Source organism: Gordonia sp. G4 (genome assembly GCF_057770005.1).
The window spans coordinates 147,064-166,380 of the sequence record NZ_CM173442.1 but is presented as its reverse complement, the minus strand read 5'-3'; the positions used below and the strand labels follow the sequence as shown (position 1 = coordinate 166,380).

Annotated in this window: 17 protein-coding genes; 4 read left to right on the top strand and 13 right to left on the bottom strand. The window is 67.8% G+C overall.

What is annotated here, in order from left to right; translation table 11 throughout:
* Nucleotides 1–25: 25 nt before the first annotated feature.
* From AC3B5T_RS00780 to AC3B5T_RS00720, 13 genes are all read right to left on the bottom strand, one after another.
* Nucleotides 26–1,117, bottom strand: coding sequence for a glycoside hydrolase 5 family protein (locus tag AC3B5T_RS00780; protein ID WP_055476752.1), 1,092 nt, complete (start codon nucleotides 1,115–1,117; stop codon nucleotides 26–28).
* Nucleotides 1,118–1,152: 35 nt separating this feature from the next.
* A complete protein-coding gene (locus tag AC3B5T_RS00775; RefSeq protein ID WP_055476751.1) occupies nucleotides 1,153–2,277 on the bottom strand; it encodes a glycosyltransferase family 4 protein in 1,125 nt (374 codons plus the stop codon).
* Nucleotides 2,274–3,851, bottom strand: a complete 1,578-nt coding sequence (locus tag AC3B5T_RS00770; protein ID WP_055476750.1) for an oligosaccharide flippase family protein — start codon at nucleotides 3,849–3,851, stop codon at nucleotides 2,274–2,276. The genes AC3B5T_RS00775 and AC3B5T_RS00770 overlap by 4 nt, the downstream gene beginning before the upstream one ends.
* On the bottom strand, nucleotides 3,848–4,798 hold the full coding sequence (locus AC3B5T_RS00765; protein WP_084817321.1) for a glycosyltransferase family 4 protein: 951 nt from the start codon (nucleotides 4,796–4,798) through the stop codon (nucleotides 3,848–3,850). Before AC3B5T_RS00765 ends, AC3B5T_RS00770 begins: the two co-directional genes overlap by 4 nt.
* A gap of 32 nt (nucleotides 4,799–4,830) precedes the next feature.
* A complete protein-coding gene (locus AC3B5T_RS00760; protein ID WP_197282811.1) occupies nucleotides 4,831–6,231 on the bottom strand; it encodes an O-antigen ligase family protein in 1,401 nt (466 codons plus the stop codon).
* A gap of 137 nt (nucleotides 6,232–6,368) precedes the next feature.
* Entirely contained in the window at nucleotides 6,369–6,992 is a 624-nt protein-coding gene (locus AC3B5T_RS00755; RefSeq protein ID WP_014927817.1) for a DUF4262 domain-containing protein, read from the bottom strand.
* Between the two features lie 87 nt (nucleotides 6,993–7,079).
* Complete coding sequence (locus tag AC3B5T_RS00750) at nucleotides 7,080–8,288, bottom strand: nitrate/nitrite transporter (protein WP_055476747.1); 1,209 nt, start codon at nucleotides 8,286–8,288, stop codon at nucleotides 7,080–7,082.
* A complete protein-coding gene (narI, locus tag AC3B5T_RS00745) occupies nucleotides 8,285–9,034 on the bottom strand; it encodes a respiratory nitrate reductase subunit gamma (protein ID WP_055476746.1) in 750 nt (249 codons plus the stop codon). Before narI ends, AC3B5T_RS00750 begins: the two co-directional genes overlap by 4 nt.
* A 52-nt stretch (nucleotides 9,035–9,086) precedes the next feature.
* The gene (gene narJ / locus AC3B5T_RS00740) at nucleotides 9,087–9,758 is read right to left on the bottom strand and encodes a nitrate reductase molybdenum cofactor assembly chaperone (RefSeq protein WP_055476745.1); all 672 of its coding nucleotides are present in this window, start codon (nucleotides 9,756–9,758) and stop codon (nucleotides 9,087–9,089) included.
* Nucleotides 9,755–11,434 (bottom strand): nitrate reductase subunit beta, encoded by a 1,680-nt coding sequence (gene narH, locus AC3B5T_RS00735; RefSeq protein ID WP_055476744.1) that lies wholly within the window; start codon nucleotides 11,432–11,434, stop codon nucleotides 9,755–9,757. The genes narJ and narH overlap by 4 nt, the downstream gene beginning before the upstream one ends.
* The gene (locus tag AC3B5T_RS00730) at nucleotides 11,434–15,153 is read right to left on the bottom strand and encodes a nitrate reductase subunit alpha (RefSeq protein WP_488358110.1); all 3,720 of its coding nucleotides are present in this window, start codon (nucleotides 15,151–15,153) and stop codon (nucleotides 11,434–11,436) included. The genes narH and AC3B5T_RS00730 overlap by 1 nt, the downstream gene beginning before the upstream one ends.
* Nucleotides 15,154–15,281: 128 nt before the next feature.
* A complete protein-coding gene (locus AC3B5T_RS00725; protein WP_010842215.1) occupies nucleotides 15,282–15,623 on the bottom strand; it encodes a cupin domain-containing protein in 342 nt (113 codons plus the stop codon).
* 222 nt (nucleotides 15,624–15,845) lie between these two features.
* Nucleotides 15,846–16,991 carry a PQQ-dependent sugar dehydrogenase gene (locus tag AC3B5T_RS00720; RefSeq protein WP_010842214.1) on the bottom strand — a complete coding sequence of 382 codons (1,146 nt, stop codon included), beginning with the start codon at nucleotides 16,989–16,991 and terminating at the stop codon, nucleotides 15,846–15,848.
* A 272-nt stretch (nucleotides 16,992–17,263) separates the two neighbouring features.
* Here AC3B5T_RS00720 and rpsH point away from each other — a divergent pair, with 272 nt between their 5' ends.
* Genes rpsH through rpsE form a run of 4 tightly spaced genes read left to right on the top strand, consistent with a single transcriptional unit; the run spans nucleotide 17,264 to nucleotide 19,316 of the window.
* Nucleotides 17,264–17,662, top strand: a complete 399-nt coding sequence (gene rpsH / locus AC3B5T_RS00715) for a 30S ribosomal protein S8 (RefSeq protein ID WP_004023571.1) — start codon at nucleotides 17,264–17,266, stop codon at nucleotides 17,660–17,662.
* A gap of 15 nt (nucleotides 17,663–17,677) precedes the next feature.
* On the top strand, nucleotides 17,678–18,214 hold the full coding sequence (gene rplF / locus AC3B5T_RS00710; protein ID WP_058251979.1) for a 50S ribosomal protein L6: 537 nt from the start codon (nucleotides 17,678–17,680) through the stop codon (nucleotides 18,212–18,214).
* A gap of 3 nt (nucleotides 18,215–18,217) precedes the next feature.
* Nucleotides 18,218–18,622: a 50S ribosomal protein L18 gene (gene rplR / locus AC3B5T_RS00705; RefSeq protein ID WP_058251978.1), complete on the top strand. Its 405-nt coding sequence runs from the start codon at nucleotides 18,218–18,220 to the stop codon at nucleotides 18,620–18,622.
* Between the two features lie 46 nt (nucleotides 18,623–18,668).
* Nucleotides 18,669–19,316: a 30S ribosomal protein S5 gene (gene rpsE, locus AC3B5T_RS00700; protein WP_010842210.1), complete on the top strand. Its 648-nt coding sequence runs from the start codon at nucleotides 18,669–18,671 to the stop codon at nucleotides 19,314–19,316.
* Nucleotide 19,317 lies beyond the last annotated feature (1 nt).

Genomic DNA, 19,317 nt, shown 5'->3' with positions numbered 1-19,317 from the left:
TGTGGGCGACAGCCGATCTCGCCGGTCATCGCGACGCGAGCATCGTGTACGCCTGCTTCGGAGACCAGTCGCGTCGTACCAGTCCGAAGTTGTGTTCGAGATTGTTCGGGTCGGTGCCGGCGTCCCGCAGCGAGTACACGAACAACGGCCCCAGCCACGGCGCGTCGGTCTGGGCGCCGATGGCGATCGCGATGCTCTGCGCCTGAACGTCTTCGGAGACCGCGTTGGTGCCGGTACCGGTCGGCGCGCCGAACTCGGTCATCCAGATCTTCTTGTCGCCGTCACCCGCCGCGACCATCACATCGCGCATGTCCCACATCCGCGCCGCGGTGCTCCACGACGCCGCGGCCGGGTCGTTGGGCAGCGCCGGATAGGTGTAAGGATGCACGCCCAGCGCATCCAGAGACCGGTTGAACCCGCTCTGGTACATGGTGCGCACGAATGTCAACGGCGCGATGTCGCGGCCGTTGTCGACGCCCGGCGCGAGACCACCGGAGACCACTGCGGCGCCCGGGACCGCGCTCTTGATGGCCGCGTACGACGCGGCGAGCAGGCGGCCGTACTCTCCTGCGTTCGCACGCGGAAGCCAGTAGTTCGCCAGGTTCGGCTCGTTCCAGATCTCCCAGACCGCTATCGATTCGGCGTACCGCTGCGCCGCCGCCGCGGCGAAGGAGGCGAAGACGTTGGGGTCGGCCGGGCGGTAGTGACTGTTGCGTGGGAAGTCGGACGCGCGCGCTGCCCACAACGGGGTGTAGGTCACCAGGCCCAGCGGGCACATGCCGTGGGCGACGACGGCGTTGACCACCCGGTCGACGGGGGCCCAGTTGCGTTGGCCGCGGCGGGGTTCGACGACCGACCAGTCGACGTCGAGGCGCACCGCCCACATGCCGAGATCCTTGGCCACCGACAGCTCTCGGTTCAGATCGGCGTCGGACGCGGCGAGCAGAGCGGCTCCGGGGGAGGCCGCCACCTTGTGATCGCCACCCGCGAGTGAGCACGCGGCCGGTGCCGAATGGGCGTCGCTGCGCACCCATACGATGGCGGTGAGGGTTGCAACGAGGATGCACACGTACGTGAGTGCCGATCGGGTGGCCCGACCGTGCAGGGACCGTGTCATGGATGGTGCCTATCTGACGAGATGCGCATCGCGCGTCACAGGTGCCGGCCGCGGACTTCTTCTCGGCCGGACAACAACTCGTCGAGCATACGCGGTAAGGTCGCCGATTTGTCGTGTCCGTCCGCGATACGGCGCCGAGCCTCTGCGATCAACGAGCGGCGGAGGTCGGCGTCGTCGAGGACGCGTCCGATCGCCGCGGTGAGCGCGGGGGGATCCGACGGCGGGACGAGGACCCCGGCACCGTTGCGCAGGAACTCGGTGGTGCCGCCGTGGTCGGTCCCGATCACGGGTTTTCCGAAGGCCATCGCCTCGAGTACCGACAGCGGCCCGGCCTCCGGCGTCACACTCGCCGAGAGCACCACATCCCACCGCTGCAGCGCGGTCCGCAGGTCGGTGTGGCCGAGGAACCGGACGCGGCCGGCGAGATCTGGTTTTCCGGCCCGATCTCGTAGCGCGGCAACATGATCGGCGTCACCGGGGAACGATCCGCCGGCGAACTCGAGTTCGACATCCGGTAGCGCGGCGACGGCGTCGAGCGCGACGGCATGCCCCTTCCAGGGCGTGAGCAGGGCCAGCATGCCGACGACCGGCGGGTCGTGCAGATCGGTCGGGAGGGCGGGGACCGGCCAGGTCACCCCGTTGTGGGCGACGACGACCGGCAGGCCGAGTTCGGTGAGAGGTGCCGCGGTCGCCTCCGACACCGCCACCGCGCGCCTGATCACCGGTGCGCCGGCGCGGACGACCGCGTGTTGCCGGCCCGACGAAAGGGTGTCGTGCACGAGCCAGGAGATCCTTCCCGCGGGTCGCGCGATGCGTGCGGCGGGGAGTGCGAACAACGAGTTGACGATGGTCGACGTGCCGGCGGGCCGTGATACCCGGCGCAGGATGCGCCCGGCCCGTATCCAATCGAGCACGAGCCGGCCCGCACCCGCGAGACGTGCCAGGCCGCGCTCCCCACTCAGACCGAGCGGGGGGATGGCCACGTGGTCCACCCCGGCCGGGAGTCGTCCGGGCAGCGGACCGTCGGGACTGACGACCCGCACGGGGTGACCACGATCGACTGCGACGTCGATCAGATCGAGCATCACCTTCTCCGCCCCGGAGACCTGGCCGGTGTGCGCGACGAAGACGATCGTGCGCTCAGATGCGGAACCGGTCATCGGACCACCTTCGTGTGTCGGCCGGGAGGCGCGGTCGCCGCCCGGATCAGCAGGACGGCGGGCCCGGCGACGATCAGCGCCGCGCCGGCCGAGACGACCGGCCACGGCACCGAATCCGTCAACCGGACCCCGAGTGCGCAGGATGCCGCGGTGAGCGCGATCAACACGATGAGCGTGCCGAGCGGGAGCAGACCGGTGATCGGCAGTGTCCGGCCGATCACCACCCAGAGCGCCACCGCCGCGACGGCGAAGGTGATCACGGTGGCGACGGCCGCTCCGTCGTAGGAGTACCGCGGGATGAGGGCGACGTTGAGTCCGACGTTGAGGGCCACTCCGCCGACCGCGATCCACGGGTAGCGGTTCGCGTGACCGGTCGACGCCAGCAGGAAGATGCCGAGCACGATGAAGGCGGTGATCGCCGCGCCCAGGACGAGGAACCGGGCGGCGTTCGCACCGACGACGAACCGGTCGCCGTACAGGAGTCCGATGATGGGCCCGGCGCTCGGCCAGAAGGCGGCCACGGCGACCGCGCCACTCGCGGCGAAGACGGCGGCCGCACTTCGGCATCGCTGACGCAGGACCGCCGGTTGGCTCGGCCACGCGGCCACCAGCAGAGTGCTGACGGGGCCGATCGCGGCGAGGATGAGGGTGTCCATGATGTCGGAGAACTTGTACCCGATGCTGTAGATGCCGACCGCGTCGAGCGAGTCGAGCAGGCTCAGCAGCAGGACGTCGACCTTCTGCAGTGCGATGGTCAGCGCGAGACCGAGTGCCAGCGGAAGCGCGTCGGAGAGCATCGGTTTCCAGCGCGACCATTCGACGATCCGCGACGGCCGCAGCCCCGACGACCGGCGCATGATGCCGACGACCTTGATGATCAGCGAGAGGATCTCGTTCGCGACCGGGGCGAGGACGAACACCAGCAGCACCGGCGCGACCAATACGGCGGCGATCGTCAGGGCCAGCTGCAACACCTGCCCCAGGCTCTCGGCGATGGCGGTGAGCAGGAGGCGGTGCCTGCTCTGGAAGATGACCGTGAGTGCCTGTGCGGGCGTGGCGAACACGACGACGAGACCCGCGACGGCGGTCGCGCGGATGACGTCACCGGGGTACTGCAGCACGATCACGTAGGCGACGGCGATCAGGTAGCCGAGGAAGCCGAGTACCACCCGTAGTGCGATGAACGCCGACGATGTCTTCGCCACGTCGTCGGGATCGTCGGAGATGAGCCGGGCCATCACCGCGCGGCCGACCCCCAGATCGGTGAAGATCGCGGTCAGACCGAGCAGGGCGAACACGAACGAATAGGTGCCCCAGTCCTCCGGAGACAGGGTGCGCGCGACGAGAACGCTTCCGGCCCAGCCGAGCGCGGCGATCACAAGGCGACTCACCAGCATCGCGATCGTCGCCCGGGTGGCGGCCCGCGCATCCGAGGCGGGGTGCGGGCCGGTGTCGTCGGTTGGCGCGGTCTTCGGCCCGCTCCCGGCGCCGGTCGCCCGGGTCTGCCATTCGGCTTCGGCCTGCTGTTCGATCACCACGTCGGACGGCAGTGGGCCGGTGACATCAGGGCTCACGGCACCCCCGGAGCGGGTGGGTCGATGCCCGCAGCGCGGTAGGCCTCGACCGTCCGGCCGGCGGTGGTGTCCCAGCTCAGCGCCGACGCGACCGCGGTACCGGCGGCGACGAGCTCGGCGCGGGCGGCATCGTCGCGGACGAGGGGTTCGACGGCGCGGACCCAGTCGTCCTCGTCGTGGCCCTCGACCAGGGTCGCGCCGTTCCCCACGACCTGCGGAAGCGCGCCGACCGCGCTCGCGACGACGGCGCCCCGACAGGCCATCGCCTCGACCGGTGGCAGGCCGTAGCCCTCGTAGAAGGAGGCGTAGGCGGTCACGGTCGCCGCGGCGTAGAGCGACGGCAGGTCCTCGACGTCGACGTAGCCGAGCCCCACCGCCGACGAGGGCGCATCGGGCCCCGTCGAACCGGCGCCGCCCAGCACACACGGGATGTCGAGGCGCCGCGCCACCGCCGCCACCAGCTCGACGTTCTTGCGGGGTTCGACGGTGCCGATCTGCATCACGAAGCGTTCGGGCAGATCGTATTTCGCCCGGACGCGCTCGACGTCGGCGGCCGACGGCGGCCGGGCCCACTCGGCGGGCGCGAGTTCGGTGACGTACGCCTCCCGCCCGCACGTCTCGCGGATCCGTTCGGCGGTGAACTCGGAGACGGCGATCAGGACGTCGGCACGACGAAGTGTCGTGCGGACGAGTACGGATTCGCCCGCGGCGCGGAACCTGCTCGACGCGGACGGCATGTCGAGCACCGACAGGTCGTGGACGGTCGCGACCGTCGTGTCCGGACCGATGATCGGCAGGTCGACGTCGAGGCCGTGGAACACCCCGCCGGACCGGGTGGGCAGTACACCGAACAGTGCGCGCCGGACACCGTCGGCGACCGGACGCTCCACCGGTGCGATCGACGCCGGCAGTTCACCGACCGCGTCCGTCTGGACTACCGCGGACAAGGGGGTGCCGTTCAGATGGTTCGGCAGCGCCCTCAGGAGTTCGCGGATGTAGGTCTGGACTCCGCTCCCTCCGGGACGAAGTGCAAGCGCACCGTACGTGATTCGTGTTGTGCCGTCGCGCATCCAGCAGCTCCCAACAGTAACCAGAAGTAGAAGTCGAGCGGGAAGATCTCGAAGTAGGTGGCCACCAGGCACGCCACCATCGCCGCGACCATTGACGCACTGACACCCAGGACGAAGGCTCCATCCGGGTCGGGCATCCGGCGCGAGTACTGCACGCACCAGATCACCGCGGTCACGATCAGCGCCAGGAACAACCACAATCCGATCGGCCCGAGTTCGAGGAGGAGCTTCACGTAGTAGTTGTCCGGCTGATAGTTCTTCGACAATTGCTGCACGGTACCGCCGGCGCCCGCGGTGATCGTCTGGGACGTGTCGCCCCGGGCTGCCGACAGCGCGTCGGCGGCCGACCCGCTGGACGCGAGACCGGTTCCGAGCGGGTGTACCCCGATGCTCGCGAAGATCTCACCCCACCCGGAGCCACGCTCACTGAGGCTGCTCGAGGATAAGAACACCTTGGTGATGCTCGAGGGCAGGAACGGCAGCGAGATGACGGCGACGACGCCGAGTACGAGGAGCGGGGCGATGAGGCGGCGAAAGCGCAGTGCGGCGAGCCAGACCACCCCCACGACGAGGCCGAGGATCGCCGCCCGCACCACCGACGTGGCCATCGTGATCGCCATGACCGGCCAGCAGACGAGGAACAACTGGTTGCGCCGGCGTCCGGTGTCGGACAGGGCGACCGCCCCGCCGACCAGCAGGGCGAGCATGACGAAGAGTCCGAAGCCGAAGGGCTGATTGAACGTGCTGAAGGTGCGGAACAGCGGGCCGCTCGACCGGACCTGCTCGCCGTAGGTGTAGCCGAGTTCGACCAGCCGCGCCGGACCCAGGATCTGCTGCCCGATGCCCACGACGGTGGTGAGGACACCGAGCGCCATGATGATCGAGACCAGCCGGTCGCGATCGAGCGCGTCGAACGGGGTCAGCCAGAGGGCGAGGACCACGAACAGGTAGAAGAACGTGACCTTGACGCCGTACAGCCCGATGGGTCCGTAGACGTAGAGCGCCGAGACCACCCCGAACGCGACCAGCACGGCCGCGGCCGGCCACCACGGCATGTGCAGCGGCGGGCCCGTGCGCTCGGTGGGCCGGACGCGACGGTTGACCGCGCAGATGAGGGTGAGGGCGAGGACGCCTTCTTTCCACGCGGAGGCGATGCCGGGCACCGGAGCGATGTCGAGGAGGCCATCGAGGGGTGTGAGGGCGGCCAGCACCAGGAGCCCGCGCTGCGGGCGCCGGTAGATGACGGCGACGAAGGCGACGGCGAGGACCAGGGCGACGAGGACAGCGACCACGACGGGGAGGTACGCCACGCCGACCTGCCTTTCCACGTGCCCCCGTGGTCTGTTCTGGCCCCCGGCCATCCATGGTGGCACCTCGGAGGTCCGTTTGTCCGGGGCAACACGGACACACCTCGCCCCGGACGCCGCCGGACCCCCTCGGCCGCAGGTCAGTGACCCGAGATACGACGACCCTTTCGTGGGCGGGCCCGGTCCGGCCCGTATTCGGTTGTGAGAAGGCGCGGTTCCCCGAACGGGGGATCGAGGAGCTGCGGCATCCCCTTCACCGGTTGATGCATCGGGAGCAGGGTGTAACCGTCTTCCCACGGCAGGTGGCCGTGGTCGTCGGGCCAGACGACCTGGAGTTTCGGATGGTCCGGGAACAGGAGATTGGCCAGGAGGAGCTCGTCGTGATCGAGTTGCTCGATGAGTCGAACGGTCACGGCGACCGTCTGCAGCGGGATGTCGGTCTGCGCGGCGACGAGATCCCGCCAGTCTTCCCGGTGCAGGAGTGCGCCCAGCTCGTTCAGGATGTGGGTTGCCGTCAGCGGATCGACACCGTAGATCGAGAGCTCGGGAATCGAGTGCAGCGACAGTCCGGCGGTATAGGAGTAGCCGCACTCCGGCAGAGACTGTTCGGCACCGGACCGGGTCCGGATGTCGAACCCGTCGTCCACCTCGCCGACCGATGTCACCTGCCAGCCGCAGCGCCGGATGGTCTCGATGGTCGATCGGATGAGCGGATTGGGATGCCACCGGGGCAGACCTCGGATCGCGGCAGCGTGGTCTGACATGGATCGCTCCTTTGTTCGACGGGTGCGATCATCAGAACACGAGGCCCCGACAATTCTCCTCGGGCCGCCGCGGCGGGAGGCGAGCGGTCAGGTGTCCGCCGTGCGTCGGATACCGAACACGGTGAACAACGCCGCGCACGTGGCGAACACGACGAGCAGTGCGAGCCCGATCGTGTAACTGTGCGTGGTCGCGTCGTAGGTGGCACCCATGATCATGGGTGGGAAGAATCCGCCGAGACCACCGAGCGCGCCCACGATCCCGGTGACCGAGCCGACCCGCTCGGCGGGGGCGGCCTGGGCGACCCAGCTGAAGACCGACCCGGAACCGAGCCCCATGCAGACCGCCATCAGGACGAAGTCGAGTCCGGCGGGTATCTCCAGTGGTGGCTTCGTGATCATCCAGACGGCGAGCACGGCGGCACCGCCGCACGAGATCACGGTGATGATGCGGGGCCCGAACCGATCCGACAGGATCCCGCCGAGCGGACGCGCGATGACGGCGGCGATCGCGAACCCGGCCGTACGGGTGCCGGCTGCCTGTAGGTCGAAGTCGTACACGTCCTTGAGGTAGGTCGGCAGGTAGGTGCTGAAGGCGACGAACCCGCCGAAAGCGGCGGCGTAGAGGAAGCCCAACTGCCAGGTGACCGGAAGCTTCGCGGCGCCGATGAGCTTGGGCACCACCGAATCATGGGAAGGAGTCCATCGGGGCGAGTCCCGCATGAACAGCCAGCAGATGACCGCCACCACGGCCAGCGACACGGCGATGATCAGGTGTGTGGCGATGTAACCGAACCACGACACGAATCGCGGGGTGAAGAAGGCGGACAGCGCGGTCCCGCCCATCCCGGCCCCGAAGACGCCGGTGGCGAAGCCACGCCGCGACTTGTCGTACCACGCGTTCACGAACGGGATGCCCACGGCGAACGTGGTACCGCCGACGCCGAGGAAGAATCCGGCGACGAGCAGGAGCGGGTAGCTCGCGAAATGCCCGGCGGCTGCGACCAGCAGCACGAACGGGATGGTGACCACCAGCAGCACGGTGAACATGAGGCGACCGCCGAAGCGGTCGGTGAGTGCGCCGGTGAGGATTCGGCCCAGCGAGCCGACCAGGATGGGGATGGCGACGAGCACCGACTTCTGCGTCGCGGAGAGGTCCAGCTGATCGGTGTAGACGACTCCCAGCGGGCCGATGAGATTCCACGCCCAGAAGCTGATGGTGAACGCGAGTGTTGCCAGAGCGAGATTCGTCGTCTGCGCACGCGAGCTGATGGCGGTCGTCGTGGTGTCGGTGGTCATCGATCACGGTCCTTCACTCCGACGGGCGCCCATCCGGGGCGGTACGGCTGATTCCCCGGCATCGACCTCTGGTCGCGGCTGCGGTACACGATGTAGGGACGGAACAGGTAGTGCACCGGAGCGGTGAAGATGTGCACGAGCCTGGTGAACGGCACCATCGCGAAGAGCAGCATCCCGATCAGGATGTGCACGTGAAAGCGCAACGGCGCCTCGGCCATCGCCGAGACATCGGGCTGCAGGACGAACAGTGAGCGGAACCACGGCGACACCGTCTCGCGGTAGTCCACTCCTTCGGCATGCGGATCGAAGGTCCCGATCAGGGTGATGTAGGTGCCCGCCACCAGAGCCGTGACCAGGACGAGGTACATCGCCTTGTCGTTGCGTGTGGTCGCCATGAACACCGGCCCGACCGTGCGTCGCCGGTACACAAGCATGCCGACCCCGACGAGTGTCGCCACCGCGGCGAAGAGTCCGAAGCCGCCCGCGCCCCAGTGGTATACGGTCTCCGAGACGCCGATGGCCTCGGTCCACGACTCGGGGATCAGCAGTCCGATCGCGTGACCGATGATCACCACGAGCACGCCGTAGTGGAACAGGGGTGAGGCGATCCGCAACAGCCGGGACTCATAGAGCTCCGACGACCGCGTCGTCCATCCGAATTTGTCGTAGCGATAGCGCCAGATGGTTCCGCCGATGAGCAGTCCGAGCGTCGCGTAGGGCACCACGCCCCACAGGAAGATGTCCACGCGTCACCTCTCGTTCGGTCGGTCGGTCAAGCCGGGTCGGGCATGTGGCGGGTCACGTCGGGTCCAGGGGCAGAAGTCGCGGGTCGTACGGTTCGAGTCCCACCGTCTCGGTGGGGACGGGCCGCGACATCGCCATCGCCGATTCGCGGTCCGGCGGAGACGGACTGGGCAGCGTTCTGCACACGGCATCGAGCGTCGCCGCATACGGGGATTCGCGTTCGAGCAGTGAGAACTTGATGAGTTCGAGTGCTGCACGGTGCTTCTCGAGTATCTCGACGCCGCGCTGCGGATCGGCGCGGGCGCTGAACTCGAGCACGATGGGCAGGTGGTCGGGCAGCTCCCCGTGGAGATCGACGAGGAACCCGCTGTCCCGGTAGGCCTGCTTGAACTCACCGAGAGAGGTGCCGCGCCGGCGGGTGTCGCCGTCGGTCCAGTACGACAGGTAGAGGGTGTGCCGCTTCGACAGGTCGAACAGATCGATGTACTCGCGTCGGAGGTCCCCGGGATCGCCCGCCGCCAGGTGATCGACCGTGATCCGCATCCGTTGGGCCGCTGCGTATTCGTTGCGCTCGTCGAGCGCGGCACGCATCAGGTCGACTCGTGCGAGGACGTCGTCGTCGGGATAACTCAGGCACCACGAAGCGATCTGGTGGATCACGCGGGCGTCGGCCGGTTGCCGTCGACGGGTGGCCGAACGGCGGTCGAGGGCGCGCAGGGCCTTCACGGGGCACCGCCGCCATCTCGGAGTTCGCGTTCGGGGAACATGCCTGCGGGAACGCCGTTTCCGTCCCAGTTGAGCAGGTTGGTCCGGCCGGCCATCGTGTGCTCGCCCGCCGCGGTGTCGGTGGTCTGGCGCTGTTTGAGCGCGTGGAAGGTTTCGACCGAAACCGGTGCGGGCCGCCCACTGGCCTCGCCGAAGGCCGACGAGTCGAACATGCCCGGTCCGTCCTCGTAGTCCAGCGAGCACGCCATCTCGTCGAGCTTCTCGGCCTGCTCGAGGTGGGCGGTCGGAATCACGTAACGAGCATCGTATTTCGCGATCGCCATCAGGCGGTACATCTCGTAGACCTGTTCCTCGTCCATGCCCACGGCGGCCGGGATGCCCGGGTCGGTCTCCCGGCCCAGGGTGACGTCACGCATGTAGGCGCGCATCGCGGCCAGGCGCCGGAGCACGCCGTCGATGACGTCGGTGTCTCCCGCACTGAACAGCTCCGCCAGGTACTCGACGGGGATCCGGAGTGCCTCGATCGCGCCGAACAGTGTTCCCGGACTCTCGGCGTCGTGCCCCTGTTCGGTGAGCAGGTCGACGATCGGCGACAAGGGCGGTACGTACCAGACCATCGGCATGGTGCGGTATTCCGGGTGCAGCGGGAGTGCGACCCTGTACTTCTTGGCCAGCGCGTAGACCGGTGATCGACGTGCCGCCTCGAGCCAGTCGTCCGGTATCCCGTCGGCGGTGGCCGCGGCGATGACCTCCGGGTCCTCGGGGTCGAGCATCAGGTCGAGCTGGGCCTCGTACAGATCTCGTTCATCAGGGGTCGACGCCGCCGCGGTCACCGCGTCGGCGTCGTAGAGGAAGATGCCGAGATACCGCAGCCGACCGACGCATGTCTCCGAACACACCGTCGGCTGACCGACCTCGATGCGCGGATAGCAGAGGGTGCACTTCTCGGCCTTGCCGGATTTGTGGTTGAAATAGATCTTCTTGTAGGGACATCCGGTGATGCACTGCCGCCAGCCGCGGCAGCGGTCCTGGTCGACGAGCACGATGCCGTCCTCGCTGCGCTTGTAGATCGCGCCGGACGGGCACGACGCCATGCAGCTGGGATTGAGACAGTGCTCGCAGATCCGCGGCAGATAGAACATGAACGTCTGCTCGAAGCCGAACTTGACGGCGTCCTCGGACTCGCGTCGCAGCTTCTCGACGACGGGATCGTGCGGTGCGAGTTCCGGTCCGCCACCGAGGTTGTCGTCCCAGTTCGCCGACCAGGTCACCTTCGTGTCCTTGCCCGTCAGCAAGGATTTGGGCCGGGCGACGGGGAAGTCGTCGCCGAGCGGGGCGTCGATCAGGGTCTGGTAGTCATACGTCCACGGTTCGTAATAGTCGTCGATGGTGGGTTGGACCGGACTCGCGAAGAGCGTCAGCAGTTTCTGCAGTCGTCCGCCGGCTCGGAGTCGCAACTTGCCGTTGCGGTTGAGCCGCCAACCGCCACGCCACGTGTCCTGGTCCTCGTAACGGCGCGGATAGCCCTGTCCCGGGCGGGTTTCGACATTGTTGAACCAGACGTACTCCGTACCCGATCGATTGGTCCACGCCTGTTTGCAGGTCACCGAGCAGGTGTGGCAACCGATGCACTTGTCGAGATTCATCACCATCCCGACCTGAGCCATCACTCGCATCAGTACGTCACCTCCTGCGCGCGTTTGCGGATCGTCGACACCATGTCGCGCTGATTGCCGGTGGGACCGAGATAGTTGAAGGCGTAGGACAACTGGGCGTACCCGCCGATGAGGTGCGTCGGTTTCACCAGCAACCGCGTCGGTGAATTGTGGATGCCGCCACGGCGTCCCGTCGCCTCCGACTTCGGTACGTCGATGGTGCGTTCCTGCGCGTGGTGGACGTAGCAGACCCCGGCCGGCATGCGGTGACTGACGATCGCCCGGCAGACGAACACCCCATTGGCGTTGACGCATTCGATCCAGTCGTTGTCGGACACCTCGATCGAGGCCGCGTCCTGGGGGCTGAGCCACGCGGTCGGGCCGCCCCGCGACAGCGACAGCATGAACAGGTTGTCCTGGTATTCACTGTGAATGGACCATTTGGAGTGCGGGGTGAGGTAGCGGACCGTGATCTCCCGGGAGCCGTCGGGGCCGAGTTTGGGTTCGCCGAACAGCCTGTGCATGTCCAGCGGCGGCAGGTAGATGGGGAACGACTCGCCCATGTCGATCATCCAGTCGTGATCGAGGTAGAAGTGCATCCGTCCGGTGAGGGTGTGAAAAGGCTTGAGGCGTTCGATGTTCACGGTGAACGGCGCATACCGGCGCCCGCCGGTCTCCGACCCCGACCACTCGGGGGAGGTGATCACCGGCACCGGTGCCTTCTGGGTGTCGGCGAAACTGATCCGCTTCTCCTCGGAACCGCGTGCGAGATCGTCGAGCCGCACGCCGACACGTTCCTGGAGTTGCTCGAAACCGGCAACCGCGAGTTCGCCGTTCGTGGTACCCGACAGCGTGAGGATGGCCTCGGCGAGTTTCTCGTCGGTGTCGATGGCCGGCCGGCCGTCGCCGGCCCCGCCCAGCATCACCCCGTTGGATTCGGCGAGTCGCCGCGTCTGCTCCTCGAGTGGGTAGGTGACGTTCTTGACGGTGAAACCGAGCGAGTCGGCCAGTGGACCGACGGTCGCCAGCTTGTCCGCGATCGTCGTGTAATCCCGTTCGACGACACTGAAATTGGGCATGTTGCGGCCCGGCTGCCCGCGAGCTCCGTCCCGCTGCCAGTCGACCACCCGACCGTGCGGTTGAGCCGTCTCGCCGGGGGTGTCGTGCTGCAGCGGCACGCTCACCAGGTCGTGGCGCGTCCCCAGGTGGGTGCGGGCCATCTCGGACAGTCGGCGTGCGAGCCGATGGAACAACTCGAAATCGGACTTCGCCTCCCACGGCGGGTCGATCGCCGGGGTGAAGGCGTGGACGAACGGGTGCATGTCCGTCGACGACAGGTCGTACTTCTCGTACCACGTGGCCGCGGGGAGCACGATGTCGGACAGCAGCGTCGTCGAGGTCATCCGGAAGTCCGCGGACAGCAGCAGATCGAGTTTGCCCTCGGGAATGTCGTCGCGCCAACGGATCTCGGCGGGACGCGGTGTGTCGGGATTCTCCGTGCCGAGGACGTTGTGGTGGGTGCCGAGCAGCGTGCGGAGGAAGTACTCGTTGCCCTTGGCCGACGAGCCGAGCAGGTTCGACCGCCAGAGCACCAGCGTCCGCGGCCAGTTCTCCGGGGCGTCGACGTCGGAGATCGCCGGGGTCAGGTCACCGCTCTGCAGACGTTCGGCGACGTAGCCGGCGACATCGGTGGCCGTACCGTCGTCGATCGCAGCCGCCGCGGCCTCGCCGACGTCGAGCGGGTTGGCGGAGAACTGGGGATAGAAGGGCATCCACCCGAGTCGTGCCGACTGTGCGATGGCGTCGGCGGTGTGTTCGTGGTCCATCGTGCCGCGGGCGAGGGGAGAGGCGAGTGAGGCCGTCGAATACCCGTCGTTCCGCCACTGACCGGTGTGCATGTACCAGTAGGACGTACCGGTCATCGTGCGTGGCGGACGCGTCCAGTCCAGGGCGTTCGCCAGCGAGATCCACCCGGTGATCGGGCGGCATTTCTCCTGTCCGACGTAGTGTGCCCAGCCTCCGCCGTTGCGGCCCATGCACCCGGTGAGAATCAGCAGGGACAGGATCGCGCGGTAGGTCGCGTCGCCGTGGAACCACTGGCAGATACCGGCCCCCATGATGATCATCGACCGGCCCTGTGACTCCTCGGCATTCGCGGCGAACTCCCGCGCGACGCGAATCGCGGCGGCCGCCGGGACGCCGGTGATCTCGGCCTGCCATGCCGGGGTGTAGGGCGCCGAGACGTCGTCGTAACCGGTGGGCCACTCGCCGGGGAGTCCGTCGCGGGCGACGCCGTACTGGGCGAGCATCAGGTCGTAGACGGTGGTGACGAGCCGACCGCCGATGCGCCGCGCGGGAACGCCGCGCCGGACCACCGAGCCGCTGCCGTCGGGCGCGTCGAACAGGGGGAAGGCCACGGTGACTGGCTCGGCGGCATCGCCGAGCAGGGTCAGCGCCGGACGCGCGCCCTCCAGATCGAGGTTCCACCGCCCCTTGCCCGACTCGGCATACCGGAAGCCCATCGAACCGTTGGGAATCACCGGTCCGTCCTGCTCGGAGTCCCAGAAGACGGTCTTCCACACGTCCTCGTCGGCGGGTGCACGGCCTCCCGCGTCGAGTTCGTCGGCGGTGACGAACTTTCCCGCGACGAACTGGCCCGGGTGCTCGTCGCCCTGCTCGTCGAGATGGATCAGGAACGGGAGGTCGGTGTAACGCCGCACATAGTCGTCGAAGAAGCCGGTCGAGCGCTGCACGAAGAACTCGGTGAGGATGACGTGCCCCATCGCCATCGCGAGGGCGCCGTCGGTGCCGGCCTGGGCCGGCAGCCATTCGTCGGCGAACTTCGTGTTGTCGGCGTAGTCGGGGCTGACGGTCACCACCTTGGTGCCCCGGTATCGCACCTCGGCCATCCAGTGGGCGTCCGGGGTCCGCGTGACGGGGACGTTGGAACCCCACATCATCAGGTAGGTCGCATCCCACCAGTCGCCGGATTCGGGAACGTCGGTCTGGTCGCCGAAGACCTGCGGGCTCGCCACCGGGAGGTCGGCGTACCAGTCGTAGAACGACGTCATCACCCCGCCGATGAGCTGGATGAACCGGGTGCCGACGCAGTGGCTGACCATCGACATCGCCGGGATGGGTGAGAAGCCCGCACAGCGGTCGGGGCCGTACGTCTTGATCGTGTGCACGTGTGCAGCGGCCGCCATCTCGATGGCCTCGTCCCAGGTCACCCGTACCAGTCCGCCCTTGCCGCGAGCCTGCTGATACGAGCGCCGCCGAAGCGGATCGCCCACCACATCGGCCCAGGCCTCGACGGGATCGTGGAGGCGCTTCTTGGCCTCGCGGTACATCTCGACGAGGACACCACGCGCGTACGGATGCCGCACGCGCGTGGGGGAGTAGGTGTACCACGAGAAGGCGGCCCCGCGCGGGCACCCGCGCGGCTCGTACTCGGGACGGTCCGGGCCGACCGACGGATAGTCGGTCTCCTGGGTCTCCCAGGTGATGATGCCGTCCTTGACGTAGACCTTCCAGGAGCAGGAACCCGTGCAGTTCACCCCGTGCGTGGAGCGCACGATCTTGTCGTGGCTCCACCGATCGCGGTAGAACACGTCGCCTGCGCGGCCACCCTCGCGGAAGACCGCTCGACGGTCGTCCGTCTCGTCCCAACGGGTGAAGAATTTTCCGATGTTCAGCAGGGCTGTGGCTGCAGTGCCCTGGATGTCGTCAGACCGGGCCATAGGCGTCACCCTACGGACGGCGTGGTGAATTTACTTCGCGAATCGAAAAGTCGATCAGATACGGCGCAGACTGTTTCCGCAGAATACATTCGGCGCACATGTGCAGAACATCGACATGATCGGCCCGATCACCGGGTTGCAACCGTCAGCAGGATCGCCGAATCCTCTTCGGCGGTCAATCCGTGACGCGTCGACGGAATCGTCACGAGATCGCCCTCTGCTCCCTTCCAGGAACCGTCCGGATCGCCATCCGCGGTGGTGAGAACGACGCGACCGCGCAGGACGTGCAGTGTGGCCTCGGTGGGACTCTCGTGATCGGACAGTGCCGCGCCGGCGGTGAGGGCGATCACGGTCTGCCGTAGATGGCGAGAAGAGTTGCCGTGCAACGTATGCGACGCGCGATGGCTCGACGCCTCACGGGCCGACGAGAGGAGTTGATCGACGAGTTCGGGCAGGTGGGTCGAATTCACGTGTACACCATGGCATCGCGACACGACGCCGATACGGCAATCGGGTGGATCGGGTCCGGTTCGTTGTCCATTTCGATCGCGCCTGGGACGGCCGGCAGAAATAGATCACGCAATCATTGCGGAAATAGGACCACAACGCAGCGGGCGGCATTCTCCGAAATGCCGAATGAGACGTTCTCGTGAATGCGTTCCGCGTGACGTCGGAAACCGCGCGGTGTCGTGTCAACCCAGTCGCATGCGGAGCAGACGATCGTCGCCGTCCGTCGGCCTGCCCCGACCGTCGGTGTTGCTGGTGCCGAACCACAGGGAGCCGTCCGGTGCCGCGGCCACGAGTCGCAGGCGTCCGAATTCGTCGGCGAAGCGGCCGACCGGCTCGCCGGCGAGGAGGCTCGCGGGCACGTCGGAGGTGCCCTCGGGTGAGTCGGCCAGCGGTATCTCCCACAGCTGCCGACCGCGGAGTGCCGCCATGTACGCGCGGTCGCCGACTATGGCGAGCCCGGCCGGGGAGGCCTCACGCGTGGTCCAGGTGGCGGCGGGGGCGACGAACCGCGGATCGTCGGAGTCGCCTTCGGCCTCCGGCCACCCGTAGTTGCCGCCCGGGCGGATCAGATTGAGCTCGTCGCGGCTGTTCTGTCCGAACTCGCTCGCCCACAGCCGCCCCGCACCGTCGAAGGCCAGACCCTCCACGTTGCGGTGCCCGTAGGAATAGACCTCGTTGCCGAACGGGTTGCCCGGCCACGGACGGCCGTCGCGGTCGACCCGCAGGATCTTGCCGTTGAGCGCTGCGCGATCCTGGGCGACCTCCGGCACCGCGGCATCGCCGACCGCGACGAACAAGCTGCCGTCGGGACCGAAGGCCAGGGCTCCGCCGTGATGGTTGTAGGCCGCGTCGAGTCCGGTGATCAGGGGGCGGGCGCCGGTGAGCCGGGTCCCGTCGAACTGCAGGCGCACCAGCCGGTTGTCGGCGGCCGTCGTGTAGTAGACGAACACCGCGCTCTCGTCGCCCGGCGCCGTCGCGATGCCCTGCAGCCCGCCCTCGCCGAGCGGCGCGGCGTCGCCGAACTCGCCGACCGTCCGCACCTCGCCGCGAGGGGACACCCGCACGACGGTCGCGTCGTCACGCTGGGTGACCAGCGCGTCGCCGCCGTTCAGGAAGGCCAGCGCCCAGGGCACATTCAGTCCCGACGCGACGGTCTCGACGTTCGACACGCCCCCCGGTGGGACCGTCGCCGCGGACCGGTTCGGTCCGCCGCGTGGTGTGGTGGTCGTCTCCTCGTCGCCGGAGCAGCCGGCCAGTACCGTGGTGCCGGAGACTCCGAGGAGCCCGGCCCCGAGGAGTCCTGATCTGAGTAGCTGACGCCGGTCCATACCCTCGATGGTGCCCGAGGTCCGCGGCCGATGACCGGCGCCGATTTGGGTCTACGCTGCGAGTTCCCTACACTAGACCGGTTGCCTGTGCACCTCAGGTGTCCGGGACACAACTGAATAGTCTCCGGTGCCGGCGAAAAGCCAAGGGCATCGGCGGCGAGAACCTTCAGAAACAACTATCCACTTCGTGGAAGGCCCACCGCAGGTCACCGGGATTTTTCCGGCCACCGGCGCTGTATGGGAACCGCTACGAGAAAGGTTGACGGTCACCCATGACCATGACTGACCCGATCGCAGACTTCTTGACGCGTCTGCGTAACGCCAACTCGGCGTACCACGACGAGGTGACACTGCCCTCGTCGAAGATCAAGGTGAACATCGCCGAGATCCTCAAGCGCGAGGGCTACATCACCGACTACCGCACCGAAGACGCGGAGGTCGGGAAGAACCTCGTCGTCTCCCTGAAGTACGGCCCGAGTCGCGAGCGCTCCATCGCCGGTCTGCGCCGCGTCTCCAAGCCCGGTCTCCGGGTCTATGCAAAGTCCACCAACCTGCCCAAGGTTCTGGGCGGCCTCGGCGTGGCCATCATCTCCACGTCGTCGGGCCTGCTCACCGATCGCCAGGCAGCCAACCAGGGCGTGGGCGGCGAAGTCCTCGCCTACGTCTGGTAGGGGAGGTAACAACACATGTCGCGTATCGGAAAGAACCCCATCGAGATCCCCGCGGGCGTGGACGTCACCATCGACGGCCAGAACGTCACCGTGAAGGGCCCCAAGGGTGAGCTCTCGCTCACCGTCTCCGAGCCCATCTCGGTCGCCAAGGAGGACAACTCCATCGTCGTGACCCGCCCCAACGACGAGCGTCGCAGCCGCGCGCTGCACGGCCTGAGCCGTTCGCTCGTGAACAACCTCGTCGTGGGCGTCACGCAGGGCTACACCAAGAAGATGGAGATCTTCGGTGTCGGTTACCGCGTGCAGGCCAAGGGCAGCGACCTCGAGTTCGCGCTCGGTTACAGCCATCCCGTGCCGATCGAGGCCCCGGCGGGCATCACGTTCGCCGTGGAGTCCCCGACGAAGTTCTCGGTCTCGGGTATCGACAAGCAGCAAGTCGGCGAGATCTCGGCGGTCATCCGCCGCCTGCGTCGTCCGGACCCCTACAAGGGCAAGGGCATTCGCTACGAGGGTGAGCAGATCCGTCGCAAGGTCGGAAAGACGGGTAAGTAAGCCATGAGTGATTCAGCTACCAAGACAGTGCGCAAGCCGATCGGCAAGGACGTCTCGACGCGTCGTCGCAAGGCGACCGGCAACCGTCACTTCCGCCTCCGCAAGAAGGTCAGCGGAACCCCGGCCCGTCCGCGTCTCGCGGTCAAGCGCAGCTCGCGCCACATCCACGTCCAGTTGATCGACGACCTGGCCGGCAAGACGCTGGCCGCGGCATCGACGATCGAGGCCGATGTGCGTGCGGCCGGCGGCGACAAGTCCGCGCAGGCCCGCAAGGTCGGCGAGCTCATCGCCGCCCGCGCCAAGGCTGCCGGCGTCGACGCCGTCGTGTTCGACCGTGGTGGCAAGGACTACCACGGCCGGATCGCCGCGCTCGCCGACGCCGCCCGCGAGGGAGGCCTGAGCTTCTGATGACCATCTCGAACAGCTACACCCACATGACCGGAGGGAACCTCTGATGCCCGGACGTCAGCGTGACGGCGGAAACGGACCCGCCGGTAACGACAACAACCAGAACAACCAGGGCGGCGGCAACGACCGTCGCGGCGGTGGCCGCGGCGACCGTCGCGATCGCGGCGGCCGCGACCAGGACCGCAACCAGCTCGAGCGCGTGGTGACCATCAACCGCGTCTCGAAGGTGGTCAAGGGCGGACGCCGTTTCTCGTTCACCGCTCTCGTGGTCGTCGGCGACGGCCAGGGCATGGTCGGTGTCGGCTACGGCAAGGCCAAGGAAGTCCCGGCGGCGATCCAGAAGGGCGTCGAGGAAGCTCGCAAGAACTTCTTCCGCGTGCCGATGATCGGTGCGACCGTCACCCACCCGGTCCAGGGTGAGGCGGCCGCCGGTGTCGTCATGCTGCGCCCGGCCAGCCCCGGTACCGGTGTCATCGCCGGTGGCGCGGTGCGTGCCGTGCTCGAGTGCGCGGGCGTCCACGACGTCCTCGCCAAGAGCCTCGGCTCGGACAACGCCATCAACGTCGTGCACGCCACCGTTGCCGCACTCAAGATGCTGCAGCGTCCCGAAGAGGTCGCGGCTCGCCGCGGTCTGCCGATCGAGGACGTCGCTCCGGCCGGTATGTTGCGCGCCCGTGCAGGACAGGGAGTCTGAT